The sequence below is a fragment of the Pantoea sp. ICBG 985 genome (assembly GCF_002928365.1).
Lineage (GTDB): Bacteria > Pseudomonadota > Gammaproteobacteria > Enterobacterales > Enterobacteriaceae > Pantoea > Pantoea dispersa.
On the sequence record NZ_POWM01000002.1, the window covers coordinates 134,064 to 157,388 of the forward strand.

15 protein-coding genes are annotated in these 23,325 nt (G+C 57.5%); 7 read left to right on the forward strand and 8 right to left on the reverse strand.

What is annotated here, in order from left to right; all coding sequences use genetic code 11:
• Positions 1–148: 148 nt before the first annotated feature.
• From nuoM to C1Y42_RS06705, 3 genes are all read left to right on the forward strand, one after another.
• Entirely contained in the window at positions 149–1,669 is a 1,521-nt protein-coding gene (nuoM, locus tag C1Y42_RS06695) for an NADH-quinone oxidoreductase subunit M (protein ID WP_031280038.1), read from the forward strand.
• 6 nt (positions 1,670–1,675) lie between these two features.
• A complete protein-coding gene (gene nuoN / locus C1Y42_RS06700) occupies positions 1,676–3,133 on the forward strand; it encodes an NADH-quinone oxidoreductase subunit NuoN (protein ID WP_031280039.1) in 1,458 nt (485 codons plus the stop codon).
• 175 nt (positions 3,134–3,308) lie between these two features.
• The gene (locus C1Y42_RS06705) at positions 3,309–3,761 is read left to right on the forward strand and encodes a GNAT family N-acetyltransferase (protein ID WP_104093075.1); all 453 of its coding nucleotides are present in this window, start codon (positions 3,309–3,311) and stop codon (positions 3,759–3,761) included.
• Positions 3,762–3,789: 28 nt separating this feature from the next.
• On the opposite strand, the gene C1Y42_RS06710 is transcribed toward C1Y42_RS06705, so the two are convergent.
• Entirely contained in the window at positions 3,790–5,448 is a 1,659-nt protein-coding gene (locus C1Y42_RS06710; RefSeq protein WP_031280040.1) for a glucan biosynthesis protein D, read from the reverse strand.
• Positions 5,449–5,736: 288 nt separating this feature from the next.
• On the opposite strand from C1Y42_RS06710, the gene elaB reads away from it, so the two are divergent.
• Both elaB and C1Y42_RS06720 read left to right on the forward strand, forming a co-directional pair.
• Complete coding sequence (gene elaB, locus C1Y42_RS06715; RefSeq protein ID WP_021509227.1) at positions 5,737–6,045, forward strand: stress response protein ElaB; 309 nt, start codon at positions 5,737–5,739, stop codon at positions 6,043–6,045.
• A 153-nt stretch (positions 6,046–6,198) separates the two neighbouring features.
• The gene (locus tag C1Y42_RS06720) at positions 6,199–7,395 is read left to right on the forward strand and encodes a nicotinamide mononucleotide deamidase-related protein YfaY (protein ID WP_104093076.1); all 1,197 of its coding nucleotides are present in this window, start codon (positions 6,199–6,201) and stop codon (positions 7,393–7,395) included.
• A 363-nt stretch (positions 7,396–7,758) separates the two neighbouring features.
• Here C1Y42_RS06720 and yfaE read toward each other — a convergent pair whose 3' ends face one another.
• From yfaE to ubiG, 4 genes are all read right to left on the reverse strand, one after another.
• Positions 7,759–8,019 (reverse strand): class I ribonucleotide reductase maintenance protein YfaE, encoded by a 261-nt coding sequence (gene yfaE / locus C1Y42_RS06725; protein WP_021509229.1) that lies wholly within the window; start codon positions 8,017–8,019, stop codon positions 7,759–7,761.
• 2 nt (positions 8,020–8,021) lie between these two features.
• Positions 8,022–9,152: a class Ia ribonucleoside-diphosphate reductase subunit beta gene (gene nrdB, locus C1Y42_RS06730; RefSeq protein WP_021509230.1), complete on the reverse strand. Its 1,131-nt coding sequence runs from the start codon at positions 9,150–9,152 to the stop codon at positions 8,022–8,024.
• A gap of 74 nt (positions 9,153–9,226) precedes the next feature.
• Positions 9,227–11,512, reverse strand: coding sequence for a class 1a ribonucleoside-diphosphate reductase subunit alpha (gene nrdA / locus C1Y42_RS06735; protein ID WP_021509231.1), 2,286 nt, complete (start codon positions 11,510–11,512; stop codon positions 9,227–9,229).
• Between the two features lie 627 nt (positions 11,513–12,139).
• Positions 12,140–12,865 carry a bifunctional 2-polyprenyl-6-hydroxyphenol methylase/3-demethylubiquinol 3-O-methyltransferase UbiG gene (ubiG, locus tag C1Y42_RS06740; RefSeq protein ID WP_021509232.1) on the reverse strand — a complete coding sequence of 242 codons (726 nt, stop codon included), beginning with the start codon at positions 12,863–12,865 and terminating at the stop codon, positions 12,140–12,142.
• Positions 12,866–13,041: 176 nt separating this feature from the next.
• On the opposite strand from ubiG, the gene gyrA reads away from it, so the two are divergent.
• Positions 13,042–15,681, forward strand: a complete 2,640-nt coding sequence (gene gyrA / locus C1Y42_RS06745; RefSeq protein WP_021509233.1) for a DNA topoisomerase (ATP-hydrolyzing) subunit A — start codon at positions 13,042–13,044, stop codon at positions 15,679–15,681.
• 166 nt (positions 15,682–15,847) lie between these two features.
• On the forward strand, positions 15,848–18,700 hold the full coding sequence (rcsC, locus tag C1Y42_RS06750) for a two-component system sensor histidine kinase RcsC (RefSeq protein ID WP_104093077.1): 2,853 nt from the start codon (positions 15,848–15,850) through the stop codon (positions 18,698–18,700).
• 42 nt (positions 18,701–18,742) lie between these two features.
• Here the strand turns inward: rcsC and rcsB are convergent, their stop codons facing one another.
• From rcsB to C1Y42_RS06765, 3 genes are read right to left on the reverse strand one after another with little or no spacing between them, the layout of a single operon-like run.
• Entirely contained in the window at positions 18,743–19,393 is a 651-nt protein-coding gene (rcsB, locus tag C1Y42_RS06755; protein ID WP_013509853.1) for a response regulator transcription factor RcsB, read from the reverse strand.
• Between the two features lies 1 nt (position 19,394).
• Complete coding sequence (gene rcsD / locus C1Y42_RS06760; RefSeq protein WP_058758458.1) at positions 19,395–22,052, reverse strand: phosphotransferase RcsD; 2,658 nt, start codon at positions 22,050–22,052, stop codon at positions 19,395–19,397.
• A gap of 24 nt (positions 22,053–22,076) precedes the next feature.
• Positions 22,077–23,231: an MFS transporter gene (locus C1Y42_RS06765; RefSeq protein WP_058775802.1), complete on the reverse strand. Its 1,155-nt coding sequence runs from the start codon at positions 23,229–23,231 to the stop codon at positions 22,077–22,079.
• Positions 23,232–23,325 lie beyond the last annotated feature (94 nt).

The window sequence follows — 23,325 nt, forward strand, 5'->3', positions numbered from 1 at the left end:
TGATGCACGGGTGAGATCAACGCAGTCAGTTTGGTGTTCGTCAGCGCAGCAACCGGCGCGTAGTAATACGTGAACGTTGCCCGCGCGGGCGAGGCGAAACAGGCGCGTCCGATAGCCTGAACGAAGACGAAAATAGGGAATGTACGCCGTGTTATTACCTTGGCTAATAATTATACCCTTTGTTGGGGGCTTGCTTTGCTGGCTGGCTGAGCGCCTTGGCGCGAAGGTGCCGCGCTGGATTGCCCTGATCACCATGGGGCTGACGCTGGCGCTGGGCCTGCAGCTGTGGCTGCAGGGAGGCTATTCGCTGACGCAGGCTGCGGGTCTGCCGCAGTGGCAGTCGACTTTCCTGGTATCGTGGATCCCACGCTTTGGCATTAATTTCCATCTGGCGCTGGATGGCCTGTCGCTGCTGATGGTGGTGCTGACCGGCCTGCTGGGTCTGATGGCGGTACTCTGTTCGTGGAATGAAATCGAAAAGTATCAGGGCTTCTTCCACCTCAACCTGATGTGGATTCTCGGCGGCGTGATCGGCGTGTTCCTCGCCATCGACATGTTCCTGTTCTTCTTCTTCTGGGAAATGATGCTGGTGCCGATGTACTTCCTCATCGCGCTCTGGGGTCACAAAGCGTCTGACGGGAAAACCCGTATCAGCGCGGCAACCAAATTCTTCATCTATACCCAGGCGTCAGGTCTGGTGATGCTGATTGCCATTCTGGCGCTGGTGTTCGTGCACTACAACGCCACTGGCGTCTGGACGTTCAGCTATGAAGAGCTGCTGAAAACGCCGATGTCACACACCGTTGAGTATCTGCTGATGCTCGGCTTCTTCATCGCCTTTGCGGTGAAAATGCCGGTGGTGCCGCTGCATGGCTGGCTGCCGGATGCCCACAGCCAGGCACCGACCGCTGGTTCGGTTGACCTTGCCGGTATCCTGCTGAAAACGGCGGCTTACGGCCTGCTGCGTTTTAGCCTGCCGCTGTTCCCGAATGCGTCGGCGGAGTTCGCGCCGATCGCCATGTGGCTCGGCATCATCGGTATCTTCTACGGCGCGTGGATGGCGTTCTCGCAGACCGATATCAAACGCCTGATCGCCTACACCTCGATTTCGCACATGGGCTTCGTGCTGATTGCCATCTACACCGGCAGCCAGCTGGCGTTCCAGGGCGCGGTGGTGCAGATGATTGCGCACGGCCTGTCGGCCGCGGCGCTGTTCATCCTGTGCGGTCAGCTGTATGAACGTCTGCATACCCGTGACATGCGCCAGATGGGCGGCCTGTGGTCGCGCATCAAATGGATTCCGGGCCTGTCGCTGTTCTTCGCCGTGGCCAACCTCGGTATGCCGGGCACCGGTAACTTTGTGGGTGAGTTCATGATTCTGACCGGCAGCTATCAGGTGGTGCCGTTGATTATCGTGATTGCCACCTTCGGCCTGGTATTTGCCTCGGTGTACTCGCTGATCATGATGCAGCGCGCTTACTACGGCGAAGCCAAATCAAAAGAGCCGCTGGCTGGAATGTCGCCGCGCGAATTCCTGACCATCGGTGTACTGGTCGTGCTGCTGGTGCTGCTGGGCGTTTACCCGCAGCCAATCCTCGACACGTCCCATGCTGCGATGAGCAATATTCAGCAGTGGTTTACCGCTTCAATTTCAACTACAAGGCCGTAATTCGCCATGACAATAACTCCTCAACAATTGATCGCGTTGCTACCGCTGTTAATCGTCGGATTGACGGTGGTGGTTGTGATGCTGTCCATTGCGTGGCGACGCAACCACTTTGTTAATGCCACGCTGACGGTCATCGGTCTTAACCTCGCGCTGCTGTCGCTGTGGTTTGTGGGCCACGTGGGCGCCATGGATGTCACGCCGCTGCTGCGCGTGGATGGCTATTCGATGTTCTATACCGCGCTGGTGATGCTGGCGAGTCTGGCAACCTGCACCTTTGCTTATCCGTGGCTGGCCGGTTTTCCGGACAACAAAGATGAGTTCTATCTGCTGGTGCTGATCGCGGCGCTGGGCGGGATCGTGCTGGCCAGCGCCAACCATCTGGCGGCGCTGTTCATCGGTATCGAACTGCTGTCGCTGCCGCTGTTTGGTCTCATCGGCTACGCCTTCCGTCAGAAGCGCTCGCTGGAAGCGGCGCTGAAGTACATGATTCTGTCGGCTGCGGCCTCCTCGTTCCTGATCTTCGGTATTGCGCTGGTCTACGCCGATTCCGGCAGCCTGAGCTTTGTGCAGCTCGGCAAAAGCCTGAATGACAGCATGATTCAGCAGCCGCTGCTGCTGGTCGGGCTGGGCATGATGATCATCGGTCTTGGCTTTAAGCTGTCGCTGGTGCCGTTCCATCTGTGGACGCCAGACGTTTATCAGGGCGCGCCGGCTCCGGTCTCGACCTTCCTCGCCACCGCCAGCAAAATCGCTATCTTTGCGGTCATCATGCGTCTGTTCATGTACGCACCGGTAACCGACAGTGAAGCGGTGCGCACCGTGCTGGGTGTGATTGCCTTCGTCTCAATCCTGTTCGGTAACCTGATGGCGATTTCGCAGAGCAACATCAAGCGTCTGCTCGGTTATTCATCTATCGCGCATCTTGGCTATCTGCTGGTGGCGCTGATTGCGGTGAAAACCCATCAGCTGTCGCTGGAAACCGCCGGTGTCTATCTGGCCGGTTACCTGTTCAGCAGCCTCGGCGCCTTCGGTGTAGTCAGCCTGATGTCGAGCCCGTACCGTGGTCCGGATGCGGATACGCTTTACTCCTATCGCGGTCTGTTCTGGCATCGTCCGATTCTCTCCGCCGTGATGACGGTGATGATGCTGTCGCTGGCCGGTATCCCGATGACGCTGGGCTTTATCGGTAAGTTTTACGTCATCGCGTCCGGTGTTAACGCGCATCTGTGGTGGCTGACCGCGGCGGTTGTCGCCGGTAGCGCCATTGGTCTGTATTACTACCTGCGCGTTACGGTGAGCCTGTACCTCAGCCCGCCGGAACTGCACACCCGCGATACCCCGGCCAACTGGGCGTTCACCGCAGGTGGTGTGGTGGTGCTGATCTCCGCCATCCTCGTGTTGCTGCTCGGTGTTTATCCGCAGCCGCTCATCACGCTGGTGCAGCTGGCCCAGCCGCTGATGTAAACAGCGCGTCATCTTCACAATCAGGCCTGCGGGCCTGATTTTTTTTGCCTGCAATTTGAGAGTTTGATCACATTGCTCCGCGTGTCCGCCCCTGTTACGTGCAGCCAACTGCGTTTAGCGCATGCGCTGTGATAGGCTGTGAAGATCACTTTTTTCGCTCAGACAAGGAAGCACGATGGATATGCAATGGCTTGATTGCCACCACAGTGAACTGACCGCGCAGCAGCTGTATACCGTGTTGGCGCTGCGCAATCAGGTGTTTATCGTCGAACAGACCTGTCCGTATCAGGATATAGATGGCCAGGATTTGACGGCCGATAACCGCCATCTGCTGGGCTTTCTTGATGGCAAACTGCTGGCGTATGCGCGTCTGCTGACGCCCGCGCTGGCTTCCTCGCCGGTGACCATTGGTCGGGTGATTGTGTCGGAAGAGGCGCGCGGCCTGAAACTGGGCTATCGGCTGATGGAGCAGGCGCTGAACAGCTGCGAACAGCACTGGCCGCAGCGGGCGGTGTATCTGTCCGCGCAGGCGCATCTGGAAGGCTTTTATGGTCGCCTGGGTTTCCGGGCAGTCACGGACGTTTATCTGGAAGATAATATTCCGCACGTCGGCATGCAGAAAAACTAACGGCGAGGTGTTGGCCTCGCCGTGCAGGTTAGCCCGGCGTCATCTGCCGGTCGTCGGTGTACTTGCGCTGATCGGGCGGTGGCGGGAAGTACTGATACAGCCAGGTTTCGCTCAGCGTCTCATCTTTGGTGCGCAGGAACAGGCGCATATCTACCGGTTTGGTTGAGTCGCTATTCGGATACCAGTCAAACAGGATACGGTAACCTTTCAGCGGTTCGACGTAGAGAATCTCCACCTGTTTGAAGGTGCCGGACGACACGGTGATCACCGGTTCGATGCCTTTCGGCGCGGCCGCCTGCAGGTCGCCGCCAATGAAATCGATAGCAAAGCGGCGGCACCACTGGTCCGGGAAGTGTTCGCCCGGTGCCCAGCCTTCCGGGAAGCCACCAATACCGGTGCGCGTGGCATCAACGCGGGCCAGACCGCTGCGGACCGGCGGCAGCTGGCTCCAGTAGAGTTTGTACTGGAAATTAAACTCGCTGCCAGCTTTGACCGGCTCGGCCGGCTGCCAGAAGCAAACAATGTTATCCAGCGTTTCCCCGGTCGTCGGGATCTCCATCAGGTTGATGGCGCCTTTACCCCATTTACCGATCGGCTCCACCCACAGGCTGGGGCGTTTGTCATACCAGCCAATCACGTCCTGATAATCTTTGAAATCATGATTCAGCTGCAGCAGACCGAAGCCGCGTGGGTTTTCATCCTGATAGGCATTAAACTGCAGGCGCTGCGGGTTATTCAGCGGACGGGCAATCCACTCGCCGCTGCCGCTCCACATCGCCAGGCGATCGGAGTCATGAATCTGCGGATGATAGGTATTGCACATGCGGCGTTCGTTGGTGCCGCAGCTGAACATGCTGGTCATGGGCGCAATACCGAGCTGACGAATCTCGTTGCGCGCAAACAGGTGGTTTTCCACCTCCATCACCACGCGTTTTTCTTCGCAGTGAATGGTGAATTTGTAGGCACCGGTGACGCTGGCCCCGTCCAGCAGTGCATACACCACAAAGGTGGTGTCTTCAGCTTTTGGCGTCTCGAACCAGAAGGCGGTGAAGTCGGGAAATTCTTCCTGGCCATTGCTGAAGGTGTTAACCGCGACGCCACGGGCTGACAGGCCATATTGGTAGGTTTCATCTACCGCGCGGAAGTAGCTGGCACCGAGGAAAGAAACGATGTCGCGTCGCGCCAGCTCCGGTTTTTTAAAGGCGCGGAAACCGGCAAAGCCGAGGTCGGTTTTACCCACCAGCTGCTGGGTATCCACGTTGGCGTTGTGATAATTAAACAGTTCCGGACGGAAGTGGATTTCCCGCGCCTCGCGGCTGGCGGCGTCCACGGAGAACATGCGAATGCGGCGCTTAAAGCCCATGCCAACGTGGAAGAACTGCACATCCAGCTCGCGGTCGGCGATGTTGTTCCACAGTGAGTGGTTAGCGTCGTACTGAATTTCGTTATACGCCTGCGGTGTCAGATTGGCCAGGGTCGCGGGCAGGGGGCCGGGCGCGCCGCCCCAGGGCTGTTTGGCCAGCGCCGCGGCTTTCTTTTTCAGCACATCGAAATCGAAGCGCACGGCGGTTCCGTCGGCGATGCCATCATCGGCCCAGGCGGACTGCGCAAACAGCGAGGAGAGCCCGGTCATGCCGCTAACGGCAGAGAGGGCCATGGACGCTTTCATAAATTTTCTACGATTCATGCCGGAAATCTTTTCCTTAGCTGCTCGGGTGTATTGAGGCTGTCGCAAGACATTTAGCGTCAGGCTACAGGGGGTTACGACAGTGGCGAAAATAAAAAATTCAGTCCGCTGAAAATTTATCAGATTAATCAAATAAACGAAGCACAATTCCGCGTGCAACGCCCCGGATGACATAACTTTGCGTTCAGCGCGGCAAAAAGCGCAGTCAGCGGATGACGGCGCGGCGCAAAAACGCAATTTATGACTATAGTTAATCGACACCGCATTTAAACATGGAGGATTGTGAACATGTCATCTACCGATCAATTTGAAACCCGTCTTGATGACGATCTGGCGCTGCTGACGGAAACGCTGGAAGAAGTGCTGCGCTCCTCGGGCGATCCGGCGGACCAGAAATATATCGAACTGAAGCAGAAAGCCGAGCAGGCGCTGGAAGACGTGAAGAATCGCGTGAGCCAGGCGTCCGACAGCTATTACTATCGTGCCAAACAGGCAGCATATCGTGCCGACGATTACGTGCATGAAAAACCGTGGCAGGGCATTGGTATCGGTGCGGCTGCCGGTCTGTTTGTTGGCCTGCTGCTGGCGCGCCGTTAATCCCCGTGGGCGCGATGTCCGTCGCGCCCGATTCCTGCTTTCCCGCTGTTTCCTTTCCGCATCGCGATTAACCCGCCATTTCGCACCGGCGGCGATTGTGTTTCGCCTGCGCGCTCCCTACAGTGAAAGCCACAGGGATAAGGAGAAGAGATCGTGATACGTGTCGAAATGCTCTCAACGGGCGATGAAGTGTTACATGGGCAGATTGTCGATACCAACGCCGCGTGGCTGGCCGATATGCTGTTTCAGCACGGCCTGCCGATGACCAGTCGCAGCACGGTCGGCGATGCAATGAGCTCGCTGGTTGAAGCGCTACAGAGCCGCAGTCAGATTGCCGACGTGCTGATCGTGAACGGCGGTCTCGGGCCGACCAGCGACGATCTCAGCGCGCAGGCAGCGGCCACCGCCAGCGGCAGCGAACTGGTGCTGCAACAGGCGTGGCTGGAGAAGATGGAAGCCTGGTTTGCCAGCCGCGGGCGGCTCATGGCACCCAGTAATCGCAAGCAGGCGGAGATTCCGGCCAATGCCGAGTTGATCGATAACCCGGTCGGCACCGCCTGTGGGTTTGCCCTGCAGCTTAATCGCTGCTGGATTTTCTTTACCCCCGGCGTGCCGTCAGAATTCAAAGTGATGGTTGAGCAGCAGATTATTCCGCGTCTTAAGGCGCGTTTTACGTTGCCAGAACCCCCGCTGTGCCTGCGTCTGACCACCTTTGGTCGCGGCGAGAGCGATATCGCCGCCGAGCTTGAACCGCTGCCGCTGCCGGAGGGCGTAGTGATGGGCTACCGTTCGTCGATGCCCATCATTGAGATCAAACTGACCGGCCCGGCCAGCCAGCGCGTGGCGATGGAGCAGGTGTGGCAGCAGGTTAAGTTACTGCTGGCCGAGTGCACCATTTTTGAAGGCTTTGAAGGATTGCCGGCCGTGCTGGCGCGGGAACTGCACGATCGCGGCTTCCGCCTTGCTCTGAGCGAACAATACACGGCCGGGTTGCTGCACTGGCAGCTGGCCGCCGCACAGGTACCGCTTAGCGCTGCCGAGTTGCTGCCGGCACGTGAGGAGTCGCTGGAAGCGCAGGTTACGCGCACGCGTCAGTTAGCCGCTCAGCAGGGCACGGTGCTGGCCTTGTCGGTTGGCGATCTGCAGGAAGGGGAAGTGTCGATTGCGCTGCACACCCCGGAAGCCAGCTGGGGCCAGCGGGTGAAATTTACCCACGGGCGGCACAATCTGGAAACCCGGCAGAAAGTGGTGGCAATGATGGCGATGAATATGCTGCGCCGCTGGCTGCACGGCAGTGAAGTCAGTACCGGTCACGGCTGGATTGATGTCCTGGAGACGGTGAAGAGCTGACTCCATTGTGCTGGCGGTAATTTACAGCAAGGTCAGAGGGGAAGTTGAGCACGCCCGGAACGGCAAAACCCGCTCCCTGCGGGCCTCGACACGCGGCATCCTTGCCGCGTGACGTCCGGCTTAGCTCAACATCCCCTCTTCCCGTTAGCATTGGTGTCGCTGCAGGGTGACGTTCTGTTACCGCAATGAAGAAGCCTGATAGGGCGTGGGGGAGGTTGCCGCTTGCAGCAGCCTCCGCGCCAGGACGGCGCGGCGGCAGGCTCCAGGGATGGATTTACGCCGGTGCAGCAAGCGGCAACCTCTCTGACGACCTGTATGGATGTTGAAGCATTAAAGGACTTTTGGGTTTGGTGTAGCGGCAGGTTACAGCTCGATCTCAATCTCCCCTCTGGCCTTACAACAGCAGGGCAGAATCTCGCCCTGCTGAATAAACGCCAGTGGGGTTTCCGCATAATCCACTTCGCCTTTCAGCAGACGCATGCGGCAGGAGCCGCAGTAGCCTTCGCGACACTGAAACTCGACGCACACATTATGTGCTTCCAGCGTCGTCAGCAGATTAGGGTGTTCGTCTGCGCACTCCAGCCGGGAGCCGGAGCTGCGCAGGATTACCACGGAACGGCTCATGCTTACAGCTGGAAATCGTTGAAGTCGTCTTCGCCCACTTCGGAGTCGATCTGACCCACCAGATAGGAGCTCACTTCAACTTCCTGCGGCGCCACCTGCACGTTATCTGACACCAGCCACGAGTTAATCCATGGAATCGGGTTAGAACGCGTCTGGAACGGCAGATCAAGGCCCACCGCCTGCATGCGGATATTGGTGATGTACTCAATGTACTGGCACAGAATGTCCTTGTTCAGACCAATCATTGAGCCGCCGCTGAACAGATACTCAGCCCACTCTTTTTCCTGCTCGGCCGCTTTCTTAAACAGGTCGAAGCACTCGTCGCGGCACTCAGCGGCGATCTCTTTCATTTCAGGATCGTCTTCACCGGTACGCATCAGATTCAGCATATGCTGAGTGCCGGTCAGGTGCAGCGCTTCGTCACGGGCAATTAGACGAATAATCTTGGCGTTGCCTTCCATCAGTTCGCGCTCGGCGAAGGCGAACGAGCAGGCAAAGCTGACGTAGAAGCGAATCGCTTCCAGCGCGTTAACGCTCATCAGGCAGATATACAGCTGCTTCTTCAGCGCACGCAGATTCACGGTCACGCTCTTGCCCGCCACCTGATGCGTGCCTTCACCCAGCAGATGCCAGTAGTTGGTCATCTCGATCAGATCATCGTAATACTTCGAGATATCCTGCGCGCGCGCCAGAATCTGCTCGTTAGTCACGATGTCATCAAACACCAGTGACGGATCGTTGACGATATTACGGATGATGTGAGTGTACGAGCGTGAGTGGATGGTCTCGGAGAACGCCCAGGTTTCCACCCAGGTTTCCAGCTCGGGAATCGAAATCAGCGGCAGCAGCGCTACGTTCGGGCTGCGGCCCTGAATGGAATCCAGCAGCGTCTGATACTTCAGGTTACTGATGAAGATGTGCTTCTCGTGCTCCGGCAGCGCCTGATAGTCGATGCGATCGCGCGAGACGTCAACCTCTTCCGGACGCCAGAAGAAAGATAGCTGCTTCTCGATCAGCTTTTCAAAGATGTCGTATTTCTGCTGGTCGAAACGGGCAACGTTCACTGACTGGCCGAAGAACATCGGCTCTTTCAGCTGGTCATTTTTGTTCTGTGAGAAAGTAGTGTAAGCCATGACTAAGTCCAAAAGTGAAACGGGCCAGCCGCTGCTGGCCCAGACACGATAAGGCGCCCGCAGGCGCCTTTCGATCAAATTTTACAGGCGCCGCTTTCGCAGCCATCATCCTGAATAGACGGCGCCAGATCGTCCTGCGCATCCTCGGCACCGTCACGGGTGTTTTGGTAGTACAGGGTCTTCACGCCAAATTTGTACGCGGTCAGCAGATCTTTCAGCAGCTGTTTCATCGGCACTTTGCCATTGGCGAAACGGCCTGGATCGTAGTTGGTGTTCGATGAAATCGCCTGATCGATAAACTTCTGCATCACGCCCACCAGCTGCAGATAGCCGTCGTTTGATGGCATCTCCCACAGCAGTTCGTACTGATCTTTCAGACGCTCATACTCCGGTACCACCTGGCGCAGAATCCCGTCTTTCGACGCTTTGATACTAATGTGACCGCGCGGCGGCTCGATACCGTTGGTGGCGTTCGAAATCTGCGAAGAGGTCTCAGATGGCATCAGTGCAGACAGCGTGGAGTTGCGCAGGCCGTGGGTTTTAATCGACTCACGCAGCGCTTCCCAGTCAAGGTGCAGCGGCTCATTACATACGCTGTCGAGATCCTTTTTATAGGTATCGATCGGCAGAATGCCCTGCGAATAAGTGGTCTCTTTAAACCACGGGCAGGCACCTTGCTCTTTCGCCAGCTCGTTGGAGGCTTTCAGCAGCCAGTACTGAATGGCTTCAAAGGTTTTGTGCGTCAGGTTGTTGGCGCTGCCGTCAGAGTAGCGCACACCGTGTTTCGCCAGGTAATAGGCGTAGTTGATCACGCCAATACCCAGGGTACGACGGCCCATCGCACCGCGTTTTGCCGCCGGAATCGGGTAATCCTGGTAATCGAGCAGGGCATCCAGTGCGCGTACTGCCAGCGTCGCCAGCTCTTCCAGATCGTCCAGGCTTTCAATCGCACCGAGGTTAAAGGCGGACAGGGTGCACAGCGCGATCTCGCCGCTTTCGTCGTTGACGTCTTCCAGCGGTTTGGTCGGCAGCGCAATTTCCAGGCACAGGTTAGACTGACGCACTGGCGCAATGGCCGGATCAAACGGACTGTGGGTGTTGCAGTGGTCAACGTTCTGCACGTAGATACGGCCGGTTGAGGCACGTTCCTGCATCATCAGCGAGAACAGATCGACAGCTTTCACGCGCTGCTTGCGGATGCTGTCGTCCTTCTCATATTTGGTATACAGACGCTCAAACTCATCCTGATCGGCGAAGAACGCGTCATACAGGCCTGGCACGTCGGACGGGCTGAACAGGGTGATGTCTTCGCCTTTCAGCAGGCGGGTGTACATCAGCTTGTTGATCTGCACGCCGTAATCCATATGACGCACGCGGTTGCCTTCGACGCCGCGGTTGTTTTTCAACACCAGCAGGCTTTCCACTTCCAGATGCCACATCGGGTAGAACAGCGTTGCCGCACCGCCGCGCACGCCGCCCTGCGAGCAGGATTTCACCGCCGTCTGGAAGTGCTTATAGAACGGGATACAGCCGGTGTGGAACGCTTCACCGCCGCGGATCGGGCTGCCGAGTGCACGAATGCGGCCCGCGTTGATGCCGATGCCGGCACGCTGTGACACATATTTCACAATAGCGCTGGAGGTGGCGTTGATGGAATCCAGGCTGTCGCCGCACTCGATCAGTACGCAGGAGCTGAACTGACGGGTCGGGGTGCGCACGCCGGACATGATAGGCGTAGGCAGCGAGATCTTGAACGTGGAGATCGCATCGTAAAAACGCTTGATGTAATCCATGCGCGTATCGCGCGGATAGCCGGAGAACAGGCAGGCGGCGACCAGAATATACAGGAACTGGGCGCTCTCGTAGATTTCACCGCTGACGCGGTTCTGCACCAGATATTTGCCTTCCAGCTGCTTCACCGCCGCGTAGGAGAAGTTCATGTCGCGCCAGTGGTCGATGAAGCCGTCCATCTGCTCGAACTCTTCGGTGCTGTAGTCTTCCAGCAGATGGCGATCGTATTTGCCCATCTCGACCATTTTCACTACCTGGTCGTACAGCTTCGGTGGCTCAAACTGACCGTACGCTTTTTTACGCAGGTGGAAGATCGCCAGACGCGCAGCCAGGTACTGGTAATCAGGCGCGTCACGGGAGATCAAATCAGCAGCCGCTTTGATGATGGTCTCGTGAATGTCCGAGGTTTTGATGCCATCGTAAAACTGGATGTGCGAACGCAACTCAACCTGCGAGACGGAGACATTGTTCAGCCCTTCAGCTGCCCAGTCCAGCACCCGGTGAATCTTATCGAGGTCGATGCGCTCCTGGCGGCCATCGCGTTTCGTAACGAGCAGACTTTGGTTCATGTCGCGTGTTTACCTGTCCATGAAATACAAAATTATCCCCCGTCTATTCACAGGCGGCTCATTGTGAGTAAGCCTGTGGATAAACACTATATATAGGGGGTGCGGAAAGTTTGAACAACAATATGGTGAGTATTCTAGTCAGCAATCGGATCATCACAAGAGTTGATTTTCACAAAATTTTACGCCCTGGGGGGTGGCGAAAATCCTGGATCCCCACGCCACAAGGCCTGCACCTGGTGTCAACGGATAACAGGTTTTTTTTCAATTTTTGATCGAGCGCGTGTTTATTGCTCAACCGCTGCGATTCGGGAAATTTCCCAGGCGAAAAAAGCCCGCGCCGCTCCGCCAGCAGCGCACTTATCTGCCATTGCTTATGAATTTTTTATGACCTTTTCACCTTACAAAAAGCGCATCGCAGCGTCTAAAAGGAAATTGATCTGGATAGGGCCAGCGCGTGATAAACCGGGTGCGGTCGGAAGTGAAAGGAGGACTGGCAGTTTGTAGAGCGTTATGCCGTTCAGTTGGGTAAATTGCTGGTCGTAGATTCCATAGCGGCGCGATTTTTCGCGTAATACATCGCGCCGCTACAACAGCGCTGCCCACGGGCAGGCAGGCCAAACAGGTCGTTTACGCCTGACGGTGGGTATGCACCATATAATTGACGTCCACCCCGCGGCCAAGGCGGAACTGGTTGGTCAGCGGATTGTAGTGCAGGCCAGTCATATTGCGTTCACGCAGGGCGGTCTCATCCACCCAGTTCAGCAGCTCGGCAGGACGAATAAATTTTTTCACGTCATGGGTACCGCGCGGCACCATGCGCAGCACGTATTCAGCACCAAACACCGCCAGTAGCCAGGCTTTAGGGTTACGGTTGATAGTGGAGAAGAACACTTCGCCGCCCGGTTTCACCAGCTGCGCGCAGGCCAGCACCACGGAACGCGGATCCGGCACGTGTTCCAGCATCTCCATACAGGTTACCACGTCGTACTGACCGGCATGGCTGGCCGCATGCGCTTCAACCGTCTGCTGCACGTAATTGACGCTCACACCGCTCTCCAGCGCGTGCAGACGCGCGATCTCCAGCGGCTCGGCGCCCATATCCAGACCGGTGACCTCCGCCCCTTCGCGCGCCATGCTCTCGGCAAGAATGCCGCCGCCGCAGCCGACATCCAGCACTTTCTTACCGAACAGCCCATGGCTGTGCTGGGCAATCCAGCCAAGACGCAGGGGATTGATGCGGTGCAACGGCTTAAATTCACCCTCTAAATCCCACCAGCGTGATGCAACCGCCTCAAACTTGGCAATTTCGGCGTGGTCAACGTTCTGGCGGCTTTCCTGCGGTTGTTCATTCATTGAATCATGACTCCTGACAAAATATGCCACCAGTATAAACGCATAAACCCTGCGAGGCATCTCTCAGCGCAAAGGAAAAGCGCCACAAAACCCTGCTTTACGTTCACCGTACGCAAGCGATGTGATATACTTTCGCACCTTTAAAATCCGGGATTATGTAGAGGGATAGCGGCTCCATGAGCGACCTTGCGAGAGAAATTACACCGGTCAATATCGAAGAAGAGTTGAAAAACTCCTACCTCGATTACGCCATGTCGGTCATCGTTGGCCGAGCCTTACCCGATGTACGTGATGGCCTGAAGCCGGTGCATCGCCGTGTGCTTTTTGCCATGAGCGAACTGGGTAACGACTGGAACAAACCCTATAAAAAATCTGCCCGTGTGGTCGGTGACGTTATCGGTAAATATCACCCACACGGTGACTCCGCTGTGTACGAAAGTATCGTGCGCATGGCCCAGCCGTTCTCCCTGCGCTACATGCTGGTCGACGGTCAGGGTAACTTCGGTTCGGTCGACGGCGACTCCGCCGCAGCGATGCGTTATACCGAAGTGCGCATGGCGAAGATCTCCTCTGAACTGCTGGCTGACCTGGAAAAAGAGACGGTCGACTTTGTGCCGAACTATGACGGCACCGAGCAGATCCCAGAAGTCCTGCCGACCAAAATTCCTAACCTGCTGATCAACGGCTCCTCCGGTATTGCCGTCGGCATGGCGACCAACATTCCGCCTCACAACCTGACGGAAGTGATCAACGGCTGTCTGGCGTTTATCGAAGATGAAAACATCAGCGTCGAAGGGCTGATGGAGCACATTACCGGGCCGGATTTCCCGACCGCTGCCTTTATCAACGGTCGTCGTGGCATTGAAGAAGCCTACCGCACCGGGCGCGGTAAAATTTACATCCGCGCGCGCGGCGAGATCGAAACCGACGCCAAAACCGGTCGTGAAACCATCATCGTCAATGAAATCCCGTATCAGGTGAACAAAGCGCGCCTGATCGAGAAAATTGCCGAGCTGGTGAAAGAGAAGCGCGTTGAGGGCATCAGCGGCCTGCGTGACGAATCTGACAAAGACGGCATGCGTATCGTCATTGAAGTGAAACGCGATGCGGTCGGCGAAGTGGTGCTCAACAACCTCTACTCGCTGACGCAGCTGCAGGTCTCTTTCGGCATCAACATGGTGGCCCTGCATCAGGGCCAGCCGAAGATTATGACGCTGAAGGAGATCATCGAAGCCTTCGTTCGCCACCGCCGTGAAGTGGTGACGCGTCGTACCATCTTCGAACTGCGTAAAGCGCGCGATCGTGCGCACATCCTTGAAGGTCTGGCGATTGCGCTGGCCAACATCGATCCGATTATCGAGCTGATTCGTCGGGCTCCGACGCCAGCCGAAGCGAAAAGCGGCCTGCTGGCGCAGTCGTGGGATCTCGGCAACGTCGCCGCCATGCTGGAACGAGCCGGTGACGACGCCGCGCGTCCGGAGTGGCTGGAAGCGGAGTTTGGTATTCGCGACGGTCGCTACTACCTGACCGAGCAGCAGGCACAGGCCATTCTTGATCTGCGTCTGCAGAAACTGACCGGCCTTGAGCATGAAAAACTGCTCGACGAGTACAAAGAGCTGCTGGACCAGATCGCCGAACTGATTCACATCCTGCAGAGCGCCGAGCGCCTGATGGAAGTGATCCGTGAAGAGCTGGTGGCGATGCGCGATCAGTTTGGTGATGCGCGCCGAACGGAAATCACCGCTAATAGCGCTGACATCAACATCGAAGACCTGATCAACCAGGAAGATGTGGTGGTCACCCTGTCGCATCAGGGCTACGTCAAATACCAGCCGCTGTCAGACTATGAAGCCCAGCGTCGCGGTGGTAAGGGTAAATCGGCGGCGCGCATTAAAGAAGAAGACTTTATTGATCGTCTGCTGGTGGCCAACACCCACGACACCATTCTGTGCTTCTCCAGCCGTGGCCGCCTCTACTGGATGAAGGTCTATCAACTGCCGGAAGCCAGCCGTGGCGCGCGCGGTCGTCCGATCGTCAACCTGCTGCCGCTGGAAGCCAACGAGCGTATCACCGCGATTCTGCCAGTGCGCGAATACACCGAAGGCTTCAACATCTTCATGGCGACCGCAGACGGTACCGTGAAGAAAACTGCGCTGCAGGAGTTCAGCCGTCCGCGCAGTGCCGGCATCATTGCCATCAACCTGCGTGAAGACGATGAGCTGATTGGCGTGGCGCTGACCAACGGTAACGACGAAGCGATGCTGTTCTCTGCCGCCGGTAAAGTGGTGCGCTTCGCGGAGAGCGCGGTGCGCGCCATGGGCCGTTCGGCTTCGGGCGTACGCGGCATCAGGCTGGCAGAAGGCGACAAAGTGGTGTCGCTGATTGTGCCACGTGAAGAGGGCGCGATTCTCACCGTAACGCAGAACGGCTACGGCAAGCGTACTGCTAACAGCGAGTATCCGACCAAATCGCGCGCCACGCAGGGCGTGATCTCGATTAAAGTCACCGAGCGTAACGGGCCAGTGGTGGGCGCGGTACAGGTGGTAGATAGCGATCAGATCATGATGATCACCGATGCCGGTACGCTGGTGCGTACCCGCGTGTCGGAAGTCAGCGTGGTGGGCCGTAATACGCAGGGCGTGATCCTGATTCGTACCGCGGAAGATGAAAACGTGGTCGGCCTGCAGCGCGTCGCTGAACCGGTGGAAGAGGAAGAACTCGACGCCATCGACGGCAGCGTGGCAGAAGGCGAAGACGATATCGCGCCGGAAGTCGACAGCGACGACGACGCACCGGAAACAGACGACGAAGAGTAACCGTTCGTTGTCTGTCACAAGCGGCAGGTCAGGGCAACCGACCTGCCGTTTTTTTGTCTGACTTTCACTCCCAAAGTCGCGTGCCAACTGGCTTTTTCGCCCTGATAAAGCTAGTGTATGAGAACTTTTCAACGTCCCGATAACCCTTGCCGCCAGTGAGTCTCTTTTGAAATATCTCGTCTCCTTTCGCACCACGCTTCGCATCTCGCGCTACCTGTTTCGTGCGCTGGCACTGCTGCTCTGGTCGCTGGGTGCACTGTTGACCACTTTCTACATCATCAATGTGCTGCACGAGAAAGAGAACGCGGTGCGCCAGGAGTTTGCCACCAATTATGGTCAGGCCGAATGGTATGTGCGCCACTCCGCGGATGTGATGCGCGAGCTGAAGTACATCACTGAGAATCGCCTGAGCAGCAGCGTCAACGGGCTGGATATGCTCAACGGCATGCCGGGCGGCAAAAGCACGCTGCCGCAGTTTACGCCGCTGTTTACCGACGGTGACTGCACGTCAATGAGCAACACCTGGCGTAACTCGCTCGATTCACTGAGCTATTTCATTAACTACTGGAAAAGCAATTTCGCCTCAGCCTATGAACTCAATCGGGTGTTCTTTATTGGCGGCGAAAATCAGTGCCTGGCAGATTTCACCATCGGTAACAATAATCCGGTCGATCGCGAACGCAGCCTGAAGGCGCTGCGCGAAAACGTGCTGCACTACCGCAGCGGCAACGAGGAAGAGCGGCGTAATCCAATGTACTGGATTACCAACAGCAGCCAGCCAGGCATCGGCAACTTCTACATGGTGGTGCCGGTTTACGTCGCCAACAAACTGCAGGCGCTGCTCGGCGTGGAACAGAACATTCGCCTGGATGAATTTATTCAGCCCGGCGGGCTGCCGCTGGTGGCCACCATCACCGATGAAAACTATCGTCCGCTGATCAGCTCACGACGCGGCGGACCCGGTTATTCGCTGGACGATCTGCCGGATAACAGCACCTGGTTTGGTTATCTTGACGGCTATCGTCAGCTGGTGCTGAAAAAGCCGCTGCCGCCGTCCAGCCTCAATGTGGTGTGGTCGCTGTCGACCGATGTGCTGATGGATCAGCTCAAGCTGATGCTGATTAACGCGCTGCTGCTCAATATTCTCAGCGCGCTGATTCTGTTTACCCTGGCGTGGGTGTTCGAACGCCGCATGTTCCTGCCGGCGGAAGACAACGCTCACCGGCTGGAGGAGCACGAGCAGTTCAACCGCAAGATTGTCGCGTCAGCGCCGGTCGGCATCTGTATTTTGCGTACCAGCGATGGCACCAACATCCTCAGTAATGAACTGGCGCATAACTATCTGACGCTGCTGACGCAGGAAGATCGCCTGCGGCTGAACGAAATCATCGGCGGCCAGCAGGTTAATTTTGTCGATATGCTGACCGGCAGTAACACTAACCTGCAAATCAGCTTTGTGCATTCGCGCTACCGCAACGAGAACGTGGCGATTTGCGTGCTGGTCGACGTCTCGGCGCGCGTGCGCATGGAGCAGTCGCTACAGGAGATGGCGCACGCCGCCGAGCAGGCCAGCCAGTCCAAGTCGATGTTCCTTGCTACCGTCAGTCACGAACTGCGGACGCCGCTGTACGGCATTATCGGTAACCTCGATCTGCTGCAGACCAAATCGCTGCCGAAGGGCGTGGATTCGCTGGTCACGGCGATGAACAACTCATCCAGCCTGTTGCTGAAAATCATCAGCGATATTCTCGACTTCTCGAAGATCGAGTCCGAGCAGCTGAAGATTGAGCCGCGTCCCTTCTCGCCGCGTGAGGTGGTCAACCATATTGCCAGCAACTATCTGTCGCTGGTGGTGCGCAAGCGCCTGACGCTGTATGTGTTTATCGAGAACGATGTGCCGCTGGCGCTGGATGGCGATCCGCTGCGCCTGCAGCAGGTGATCTCCAACCTCTTGAACAACGCCATCAAATTCACCCACACCGGCTGCATTATCCTGCACGCCTATGTCAAAGAGGGGTATCTGGCGTTTCGCGTGCGCGACACCGGCGTGGGAATCCCGGCGAAAGAGATCACGCGCCTGTTCGACCCGTTCTTCCAGGTCGGCTCCGGCGTGCAGCGTAATTTCCAGGGCACCGGGCTGGGACTGGCGATCTGTGAAAAGCTCATCAACATGATGGATGGCGACATCGAAGTCGACTCTGAACCGGGCATGGGCAGCCAGTTTGTGGTGCGTATTCCGATCTACGCCGGACAGCAACCCGCGCCGCCGCTGCTGGATGGTCTGCAGGAAAAAGCCATCTGGCTCGACCTGCGCAACGACTATCTGGCGGCCTTCCTGCTGCGTCTGCTCCAGCAGCAGGGCATCCAGGTTGCGCACTATCAGGGGCGGGCTGGGGCGGACGATGTGATGATCTGCGATCACCACGACGCGCCAGCGCAGACGGTACGCGCGCGCATCCGTATCTGCGGTGAACACATTGATATGCCGCAGGAAACGACGCCGGGACAGTGGGTGCACAGCAGCGCGACGCTGCACGATCTGCCGCTGCTGCTGGGCCGGATTTATCGCATTGCCATCGACAGCGAAACGGTGACCACGCTGGAACTGCCGGTGCCGCAGCAGGCCTCCAGCTATGAAGACATCATGGTGCTGATCGTTGATGACCATCCGATTAACCGGATGCTGCTGTCTGAACAGCTCGGCACGCTGGGCTATCAGACCAAAACGGCGCAGGACGGCGTGGATGCGCTCAACGTGCTCAGCCGTAACCATATCGATATCGTGCTGAGCGACGTCAACATGCCAAACATGGACGGCTACCGGCTGACGCAGCGTCTGCGCCAGCTGGGGCATGCTTTCCCGGTGATTGGAGTGACCGCTAACGCACTGGCGGAAGAGAAACAGCGCTGTATGGATGCCGGCATGGATAACTGCCTGTCAAAACCGGTGACGCTGGATGTGCTGAAAACCACGCTGGCGCTGTATGCCGAACGTGTTCGCAAAAGCCGGGAAGGATAAGCAGGGCAGAGGAGAGGCGGTGCCGAAGCACCGCCGCAGGGATTACTCTTTGTCGACCTGAGTGGCGCTGACGGAAGAGAGGTAGTTCAGCAGCGCGATATCGTTATCCACGCCCAGCTTCATCATTGCTGATTTCTTCTGGCTACTGATGGTTTTGATACTGCGGTTCAGCTTCTTGGCGATCTCGGTGACGAGGAAGCCTTCGGCGAACAGGCGCAGCACTTCGCTCTCTTTCGGTGACAGACGTTTGTCGCCGTAGCCGCCGGCGCTGATTTTCTCCAGCAGTTTGGCCACGCTTTCCGGCGTGTACTTTTTGCCTTTCTGCAGGGCTGCCAGCGCTTTTGGCAGGTCAGTTGGTGCACCCTGCTTCAGCACGATGCCTTCGATATCCAGATCCAGTACCGCGCTCAGGATCGCCGGGTTATTGTTCATGGTCAGAACAATAATGGAAAGATCAGGATAGTGACGCTTGATGTACTTGATCAGCGTGATGCCGTCGCCGTATTTTTCGCCCGGCATCGACAGATCGGTAATCAGGACGTTGGCATCCAGTTTGGACAAGCTATTGATCAGTGCTGTTGAGTCTTCAAACTCACCTACCACATTCACCCATTCGATCTGTTCCAGAGATTTACGGATACCGAACAGAACGATTGGATGGTCATCGGCAATAATTACATTCAGGTTATTCATCTTATTGGTTACCTTGCTGCAGCAGTTGGTTGACGTACGCGTCAATTTCACTGGTGGTATTTTTAATGGTTAAATCGTCGCACAGTTTAATGTGCTGTTCTAACTCTTCACAAAGCTGTTTACCCGGCAGTAAATTGAGCATGGCAAACACGCCTTTCAGGCGATGCGCTGTCTGAGCAAGCGAGGGATAGTCCTTCTCCGCCGACTCAGTATACAGTCTCTTCACATCTGGCGGTACTGTCTCCGTAAACAGCTGGAAATAGCCGCCGCTCAGCAGCGGCGTGGCAGCCTCATCGTCGTCGCTCTCCTCTATCGAATCGTGAGCCAGTTGCTTCTCAATCAGGGCCAGCAGCGCATCAAGCAGCGCATTGCTGAGATTGAAATTGACCCGGAATTGCTGGTCGTTGAGGGCGTGATGCCCCATTTCGTCACCCGCCAGCAACAGCGCCCAGCCGTGCAGGCGTGCCGGATCGTCCGTCACCAGCACATCATGCTCCTGCCCGGACAAGCGTTCGTCCGAGGTCAGGCAGTTTGCCCCCCAGTTCTCGAGGTGGCGGCAGACAATTTTGTGTACGTCTTCGACCGCGATATCCACCAGCGCCGTCACGCCTTCCAGCAGTTTCTCTTCCTGCTCGCTCTGCTGCTCCAGCGCCAGCGGCAGCTGAATGTTGTAGCGCGTGCCGATATCCGGTTTGGCGATAATCTCCAGCTGGCCGCCCATCTGTTTACACAGCTGCTTACACAGGAAAAATGCCATGCCGGACGCCTGACCGTAACGGTCCTGCGTGGTTTCGCCGAGGTAAGGGAAATCGACGTTGGCCAGCTCGTCGCCGGTCAGGCCTGAGCCGGTATCCACCAGCTGGAACAGCACGCTGTTGGCTTTGCTGTCGCTGGCTTTGATATCAAGGGAAATCTTGCCCCACTGCGTGGTGGTGAGCGCGTAGTGCATCAGCGTGGTCAGGACTTTACGCAGCGCGCGACGATCGCCAAAGCGCATCTCGTCGTTGGCCAGCTGATTGTTGACCACCAGCGTCAGCCCTTTGCGGCGCAGTAGCGGCAGGCTTTCCAGCGCAATCTCATCCAGCAGGTCCTGCAGGTTAAACACGCCCGCATCCGGCGACCAGTCGTGGGCTTCCAGCCGGTTGAGCAGGACGATATCGTCCACCAGCCGCGCCAGACCCTGGCTCTCATCCAGCAGATCCAGCACGCTCTCGTCGTCATCGCGCTGGCTGAGCTGCACCAGCTGCGTCACCATGCTCTGCAGCGGACGATTAAGCGCATGGCCAAGATTCTGCATCAGCTGCTGGCGCATCTGGTGGTTGCGATCCAGCACCTGCTGCGCTTTTTGCAGCTTCTTATTCACCAGCAGCTCGCGATCCTGATCGCGCATCATAAACAGCTGGGTGTGCGGCGACAGCATGCTGCGCGCGTGGCGAATCTCATACACTTCGTTATTGATGGTAGCCTGCAGCACGCCCTGATGCTGATCGGACATATTGATGATCTTCTGCAGATTGAGATGCGGCAGCAGATGCTCAGCGATTTTGTTGCTCAGCAGGGTGCGATTGGTACCAAAGTCATACACCAGCAGCCCGACCGGCAGGCTGGCGACGATCTCCTCATTCAGCATACGCAGCGAATCAAGCTCAGCGCTCTGGTTCTCATTCGGTCGCAGCGACTGCTGGCGCAGCAGCGTAATGCCGGCAATAGACAGCAGGAACAGCAACAGGTTGATCAGCAGCGGCCACATCAGGTTGTGCAGGGTATCCATCGCCAGGCTGGCGAGTGGCACCCGGTACACCAGCTGGAGCGAGGTGCTGGGCAGCGTGGCGGCAATCTCCAGGTTCGGGTTAACCAGCGTCACTGCGGTGCTTTCGCTGCTGGCGTCATCGCTGGTGGCGCTGCCGGGCTGGCTGGCATCCTGGCGCAGCTGGAAATTCTCCAGCGGCATACTGCGTGGAATCAAATCGTTAACCGGCAGATCGAACGCCACCACTGTGGCTAAATGACCTGGCTGGTTAAACGTGGTGCGCAGCGTGAAGTAGTGATCGTTCTGCCAGGCAAAGTGGCGCAGTGGCGAGAAGCTTTCGCGTTCGTCCAGCGCATTGGCCTGTTGCAGCATTTCGGCACGGCGGCTGTCCACCAGCGTATTGATCGCGCTCTCTTTATAGCGCGTCGCCATATCCTTGAGCGGCAGGGTCGAGATCATGATCAGGCTGTTGTCCTGACCATTGAGGAAGTACATCGACCACGCCGGATTTTCAGCGCCCCACAGCGTATCGAGATAATTGGACATGCGCAGCGTCATATCCAGCGTGCTGCTGTCGTGCGAGCCGAAAATCAGCGCTTCGGTCTTGCGGCGGGTTTTCTCCAGATAGTAAACATCCGGGCGCAGGCGCGTCTCCTGCAGGCTGCTGTTCGGCGTAGAACCTGCGGCGCTGGTGGCGAGATTTTCATAGATTTGCCAGGTGGCAAAGCGGTAAGCATCAATACGTTTTTGCATCGCGCGCGCCAGGTCGGTCATGGCGTAGCGCTTTTCCATGATCCACGCATTCACACTGTTGTGCACCATGGCACCGAGCGCGAGAAACAGCACCAGGTTAAACACCACGAAAAAGCGCGTTACGTTGCCGGAGGTCAGCGGAAATTTATAAGGCAGCATAGGTGTCTCAGGATCCTGCAATTAACGCGCGACCAGCCGGGCGCTGGCGGCAACCGCCAGCAGCAGCAGGGCGATAAGTAAAAACGCGCCGCTCAGGCTGAGCCACTGGGAAATAAAGCCGATTAAAGCCGGGCCTGAAAGAATACCCGCATAGCCGAGCGTTGTCATGGCGGAAATCGCCAGATTGGCCGGCATATCCTGTTGATTACCGGCGGCATTAAACAGCATCGGCACGGTATTGGCCAGGCCAAAGCCCACCAGCAAAAAGGCCAGCAGCGCCGCCTGCGGCCACGGCAGCAGCACCGCTAACGTCATGCCGGCTGCCGCCGCCAGCGCACCGGTCAGCATCACCGGATAGCGGCCAAAGCGCTGAATCACTTTATCGCCCGTCAGACGACCTATGGTCATGGCGATAGAGAAGATGGCGTAACCCAGGCCGGCGTGCGCCACGCTCATGCCCGGGCTCTGCAGCAGCAGCAGGGCGCTCCAGTCGAGTACCGCGCCTTCAGCAAGGAACAGAATAAAGCACAGGCAACCTAGGAAGGCGACCCAGCCGCGCGGGATCACCAGCCAGGGTTGATCGGGCTGATGCAGCCGCTCTGTCATCAGCGTCGGCAGGCTGCACAGCAACAGCAGCACCATCAGCAGCATGATAACGCCCACCGCCTGCAGCGGTGTCAGACCCGCGCCAAGTAACAGGCTGACCGCGCCGGCGCCGAGAATACCGCCAAGGCTGAAGAAACCGTGGAAACCGGACATCATCGGCTTGGCCGCCGCTTTCTCAACCTCAACCGCCTGCACATTCATGGCCACATCCAGCATGCCGAGCCCGGCACCGAACACCATCAGCGTGGCGGCCATCAGCCACATCACATCCAGCGTCGCCAACAGCGGCAGTACTGCCAGCACTACCAGCGTGGAGCACAGCATAACGCGGCGGCAGCCAAAGCGTGCCACCAGCGCACCGGTCACCGGCATTGCCGCCAGTGAACCAATGCCGAGACACAGCAGCAGGCCGCCCAGCGACGCGCCCGTCAGCTGGAGGCGCTGGCTGGCAAACGGCACCAGCGGCGCCCAGGCAGACATGCTTAAACCGGCGATGAGAAAAACGAGGCGTGTTCCCAGATTGACACGCTGATGCAATTTGTTGGGCTGTGCGGCGTCCAGTGCTGTCATAAAGGTGTCGTTGTCATAAGTCGTTCGAGCGACGAAGTTTAGCATTAAAGCTGGCGCGGCACCGCTCAATGAAGGCGAAGAGCAGGGCAAAAAT

Bases quoted from the DNA above. Each gene is read 5' to 3' on its own strand.
- nuoN (WP_031280039.1), top strand. From the start codon at position 1,676: ATGACAATAACTCCTCAACAATTGATCGCGTTGCTACCGCTGTTAATC.
- C1Y42_RS06705 (WP_104093075.1), top strand. From the start codon at position 3,309: ATGGATATGCAATGGCTTGATTGCCACCACAGTGAACTGACCGCGCAG.
- C1Y42_RS06710 (WP_031280040.1), bottom strand. From the start codon at position 5,448: ATGAATCGTAGAAAATTTATGAAAGCGTCCATGGCCCTCTCTGCCGTT.
- elaB (WP_021509227.1), top strand. From the start codon at position 5,737: ATGTCATCTACCGATCAATTTGAAACCCGTCTTGATGACGATCTGGCG.
- yfaE (WP_021509229.1), bottom strand. From the start codon at position 8,019: ATGAGCCGTTCCGTGGTAATCCTGCGCAGCTCCGGCTCCCGGCTGGAG.
- nrdB (WP_021509230.1), bottom strand. From the start codon at position 9,152: ATGGCTTACACTACTTTCTCACAGAACAAAAATGACCAGCTGAAAGAG.
- nrdA (WP_021509231.1), bottom strand. From the start codon at position 11,512: ATGAACCAAAGTCTGCTCGTTACGAAACGCGATGGCCGCCAGGAGCGC.
- ubiG (WP_021509232.1), bottom strand. From the start codon at position 12,865: ATGAATGAACAACCGCAGGAAAGCCGCCAGAACGTTGACCACGCCGAA.
- gyrA (WP_021509233.1), top strand. From the start codon at position 13,042: ATGAGCGACCTTGCGAGAGAAATTACACCGGTCAATATCGAAGAAGAG.
- rcsB (WP_013509853.1), bottom strand. From the start codon at position 19,393: ATGAATAACCTGAATGTAATTATTGCCGATGACCATCCAATCGTTCTG.
- C1Y42_RS06765 (WP_058775802.1), bottom strand. From the start codon at position 23,231: ATGACAGCACTGGACGCCGCACAGCCCAACAAATTGCATCAGCGTGTC.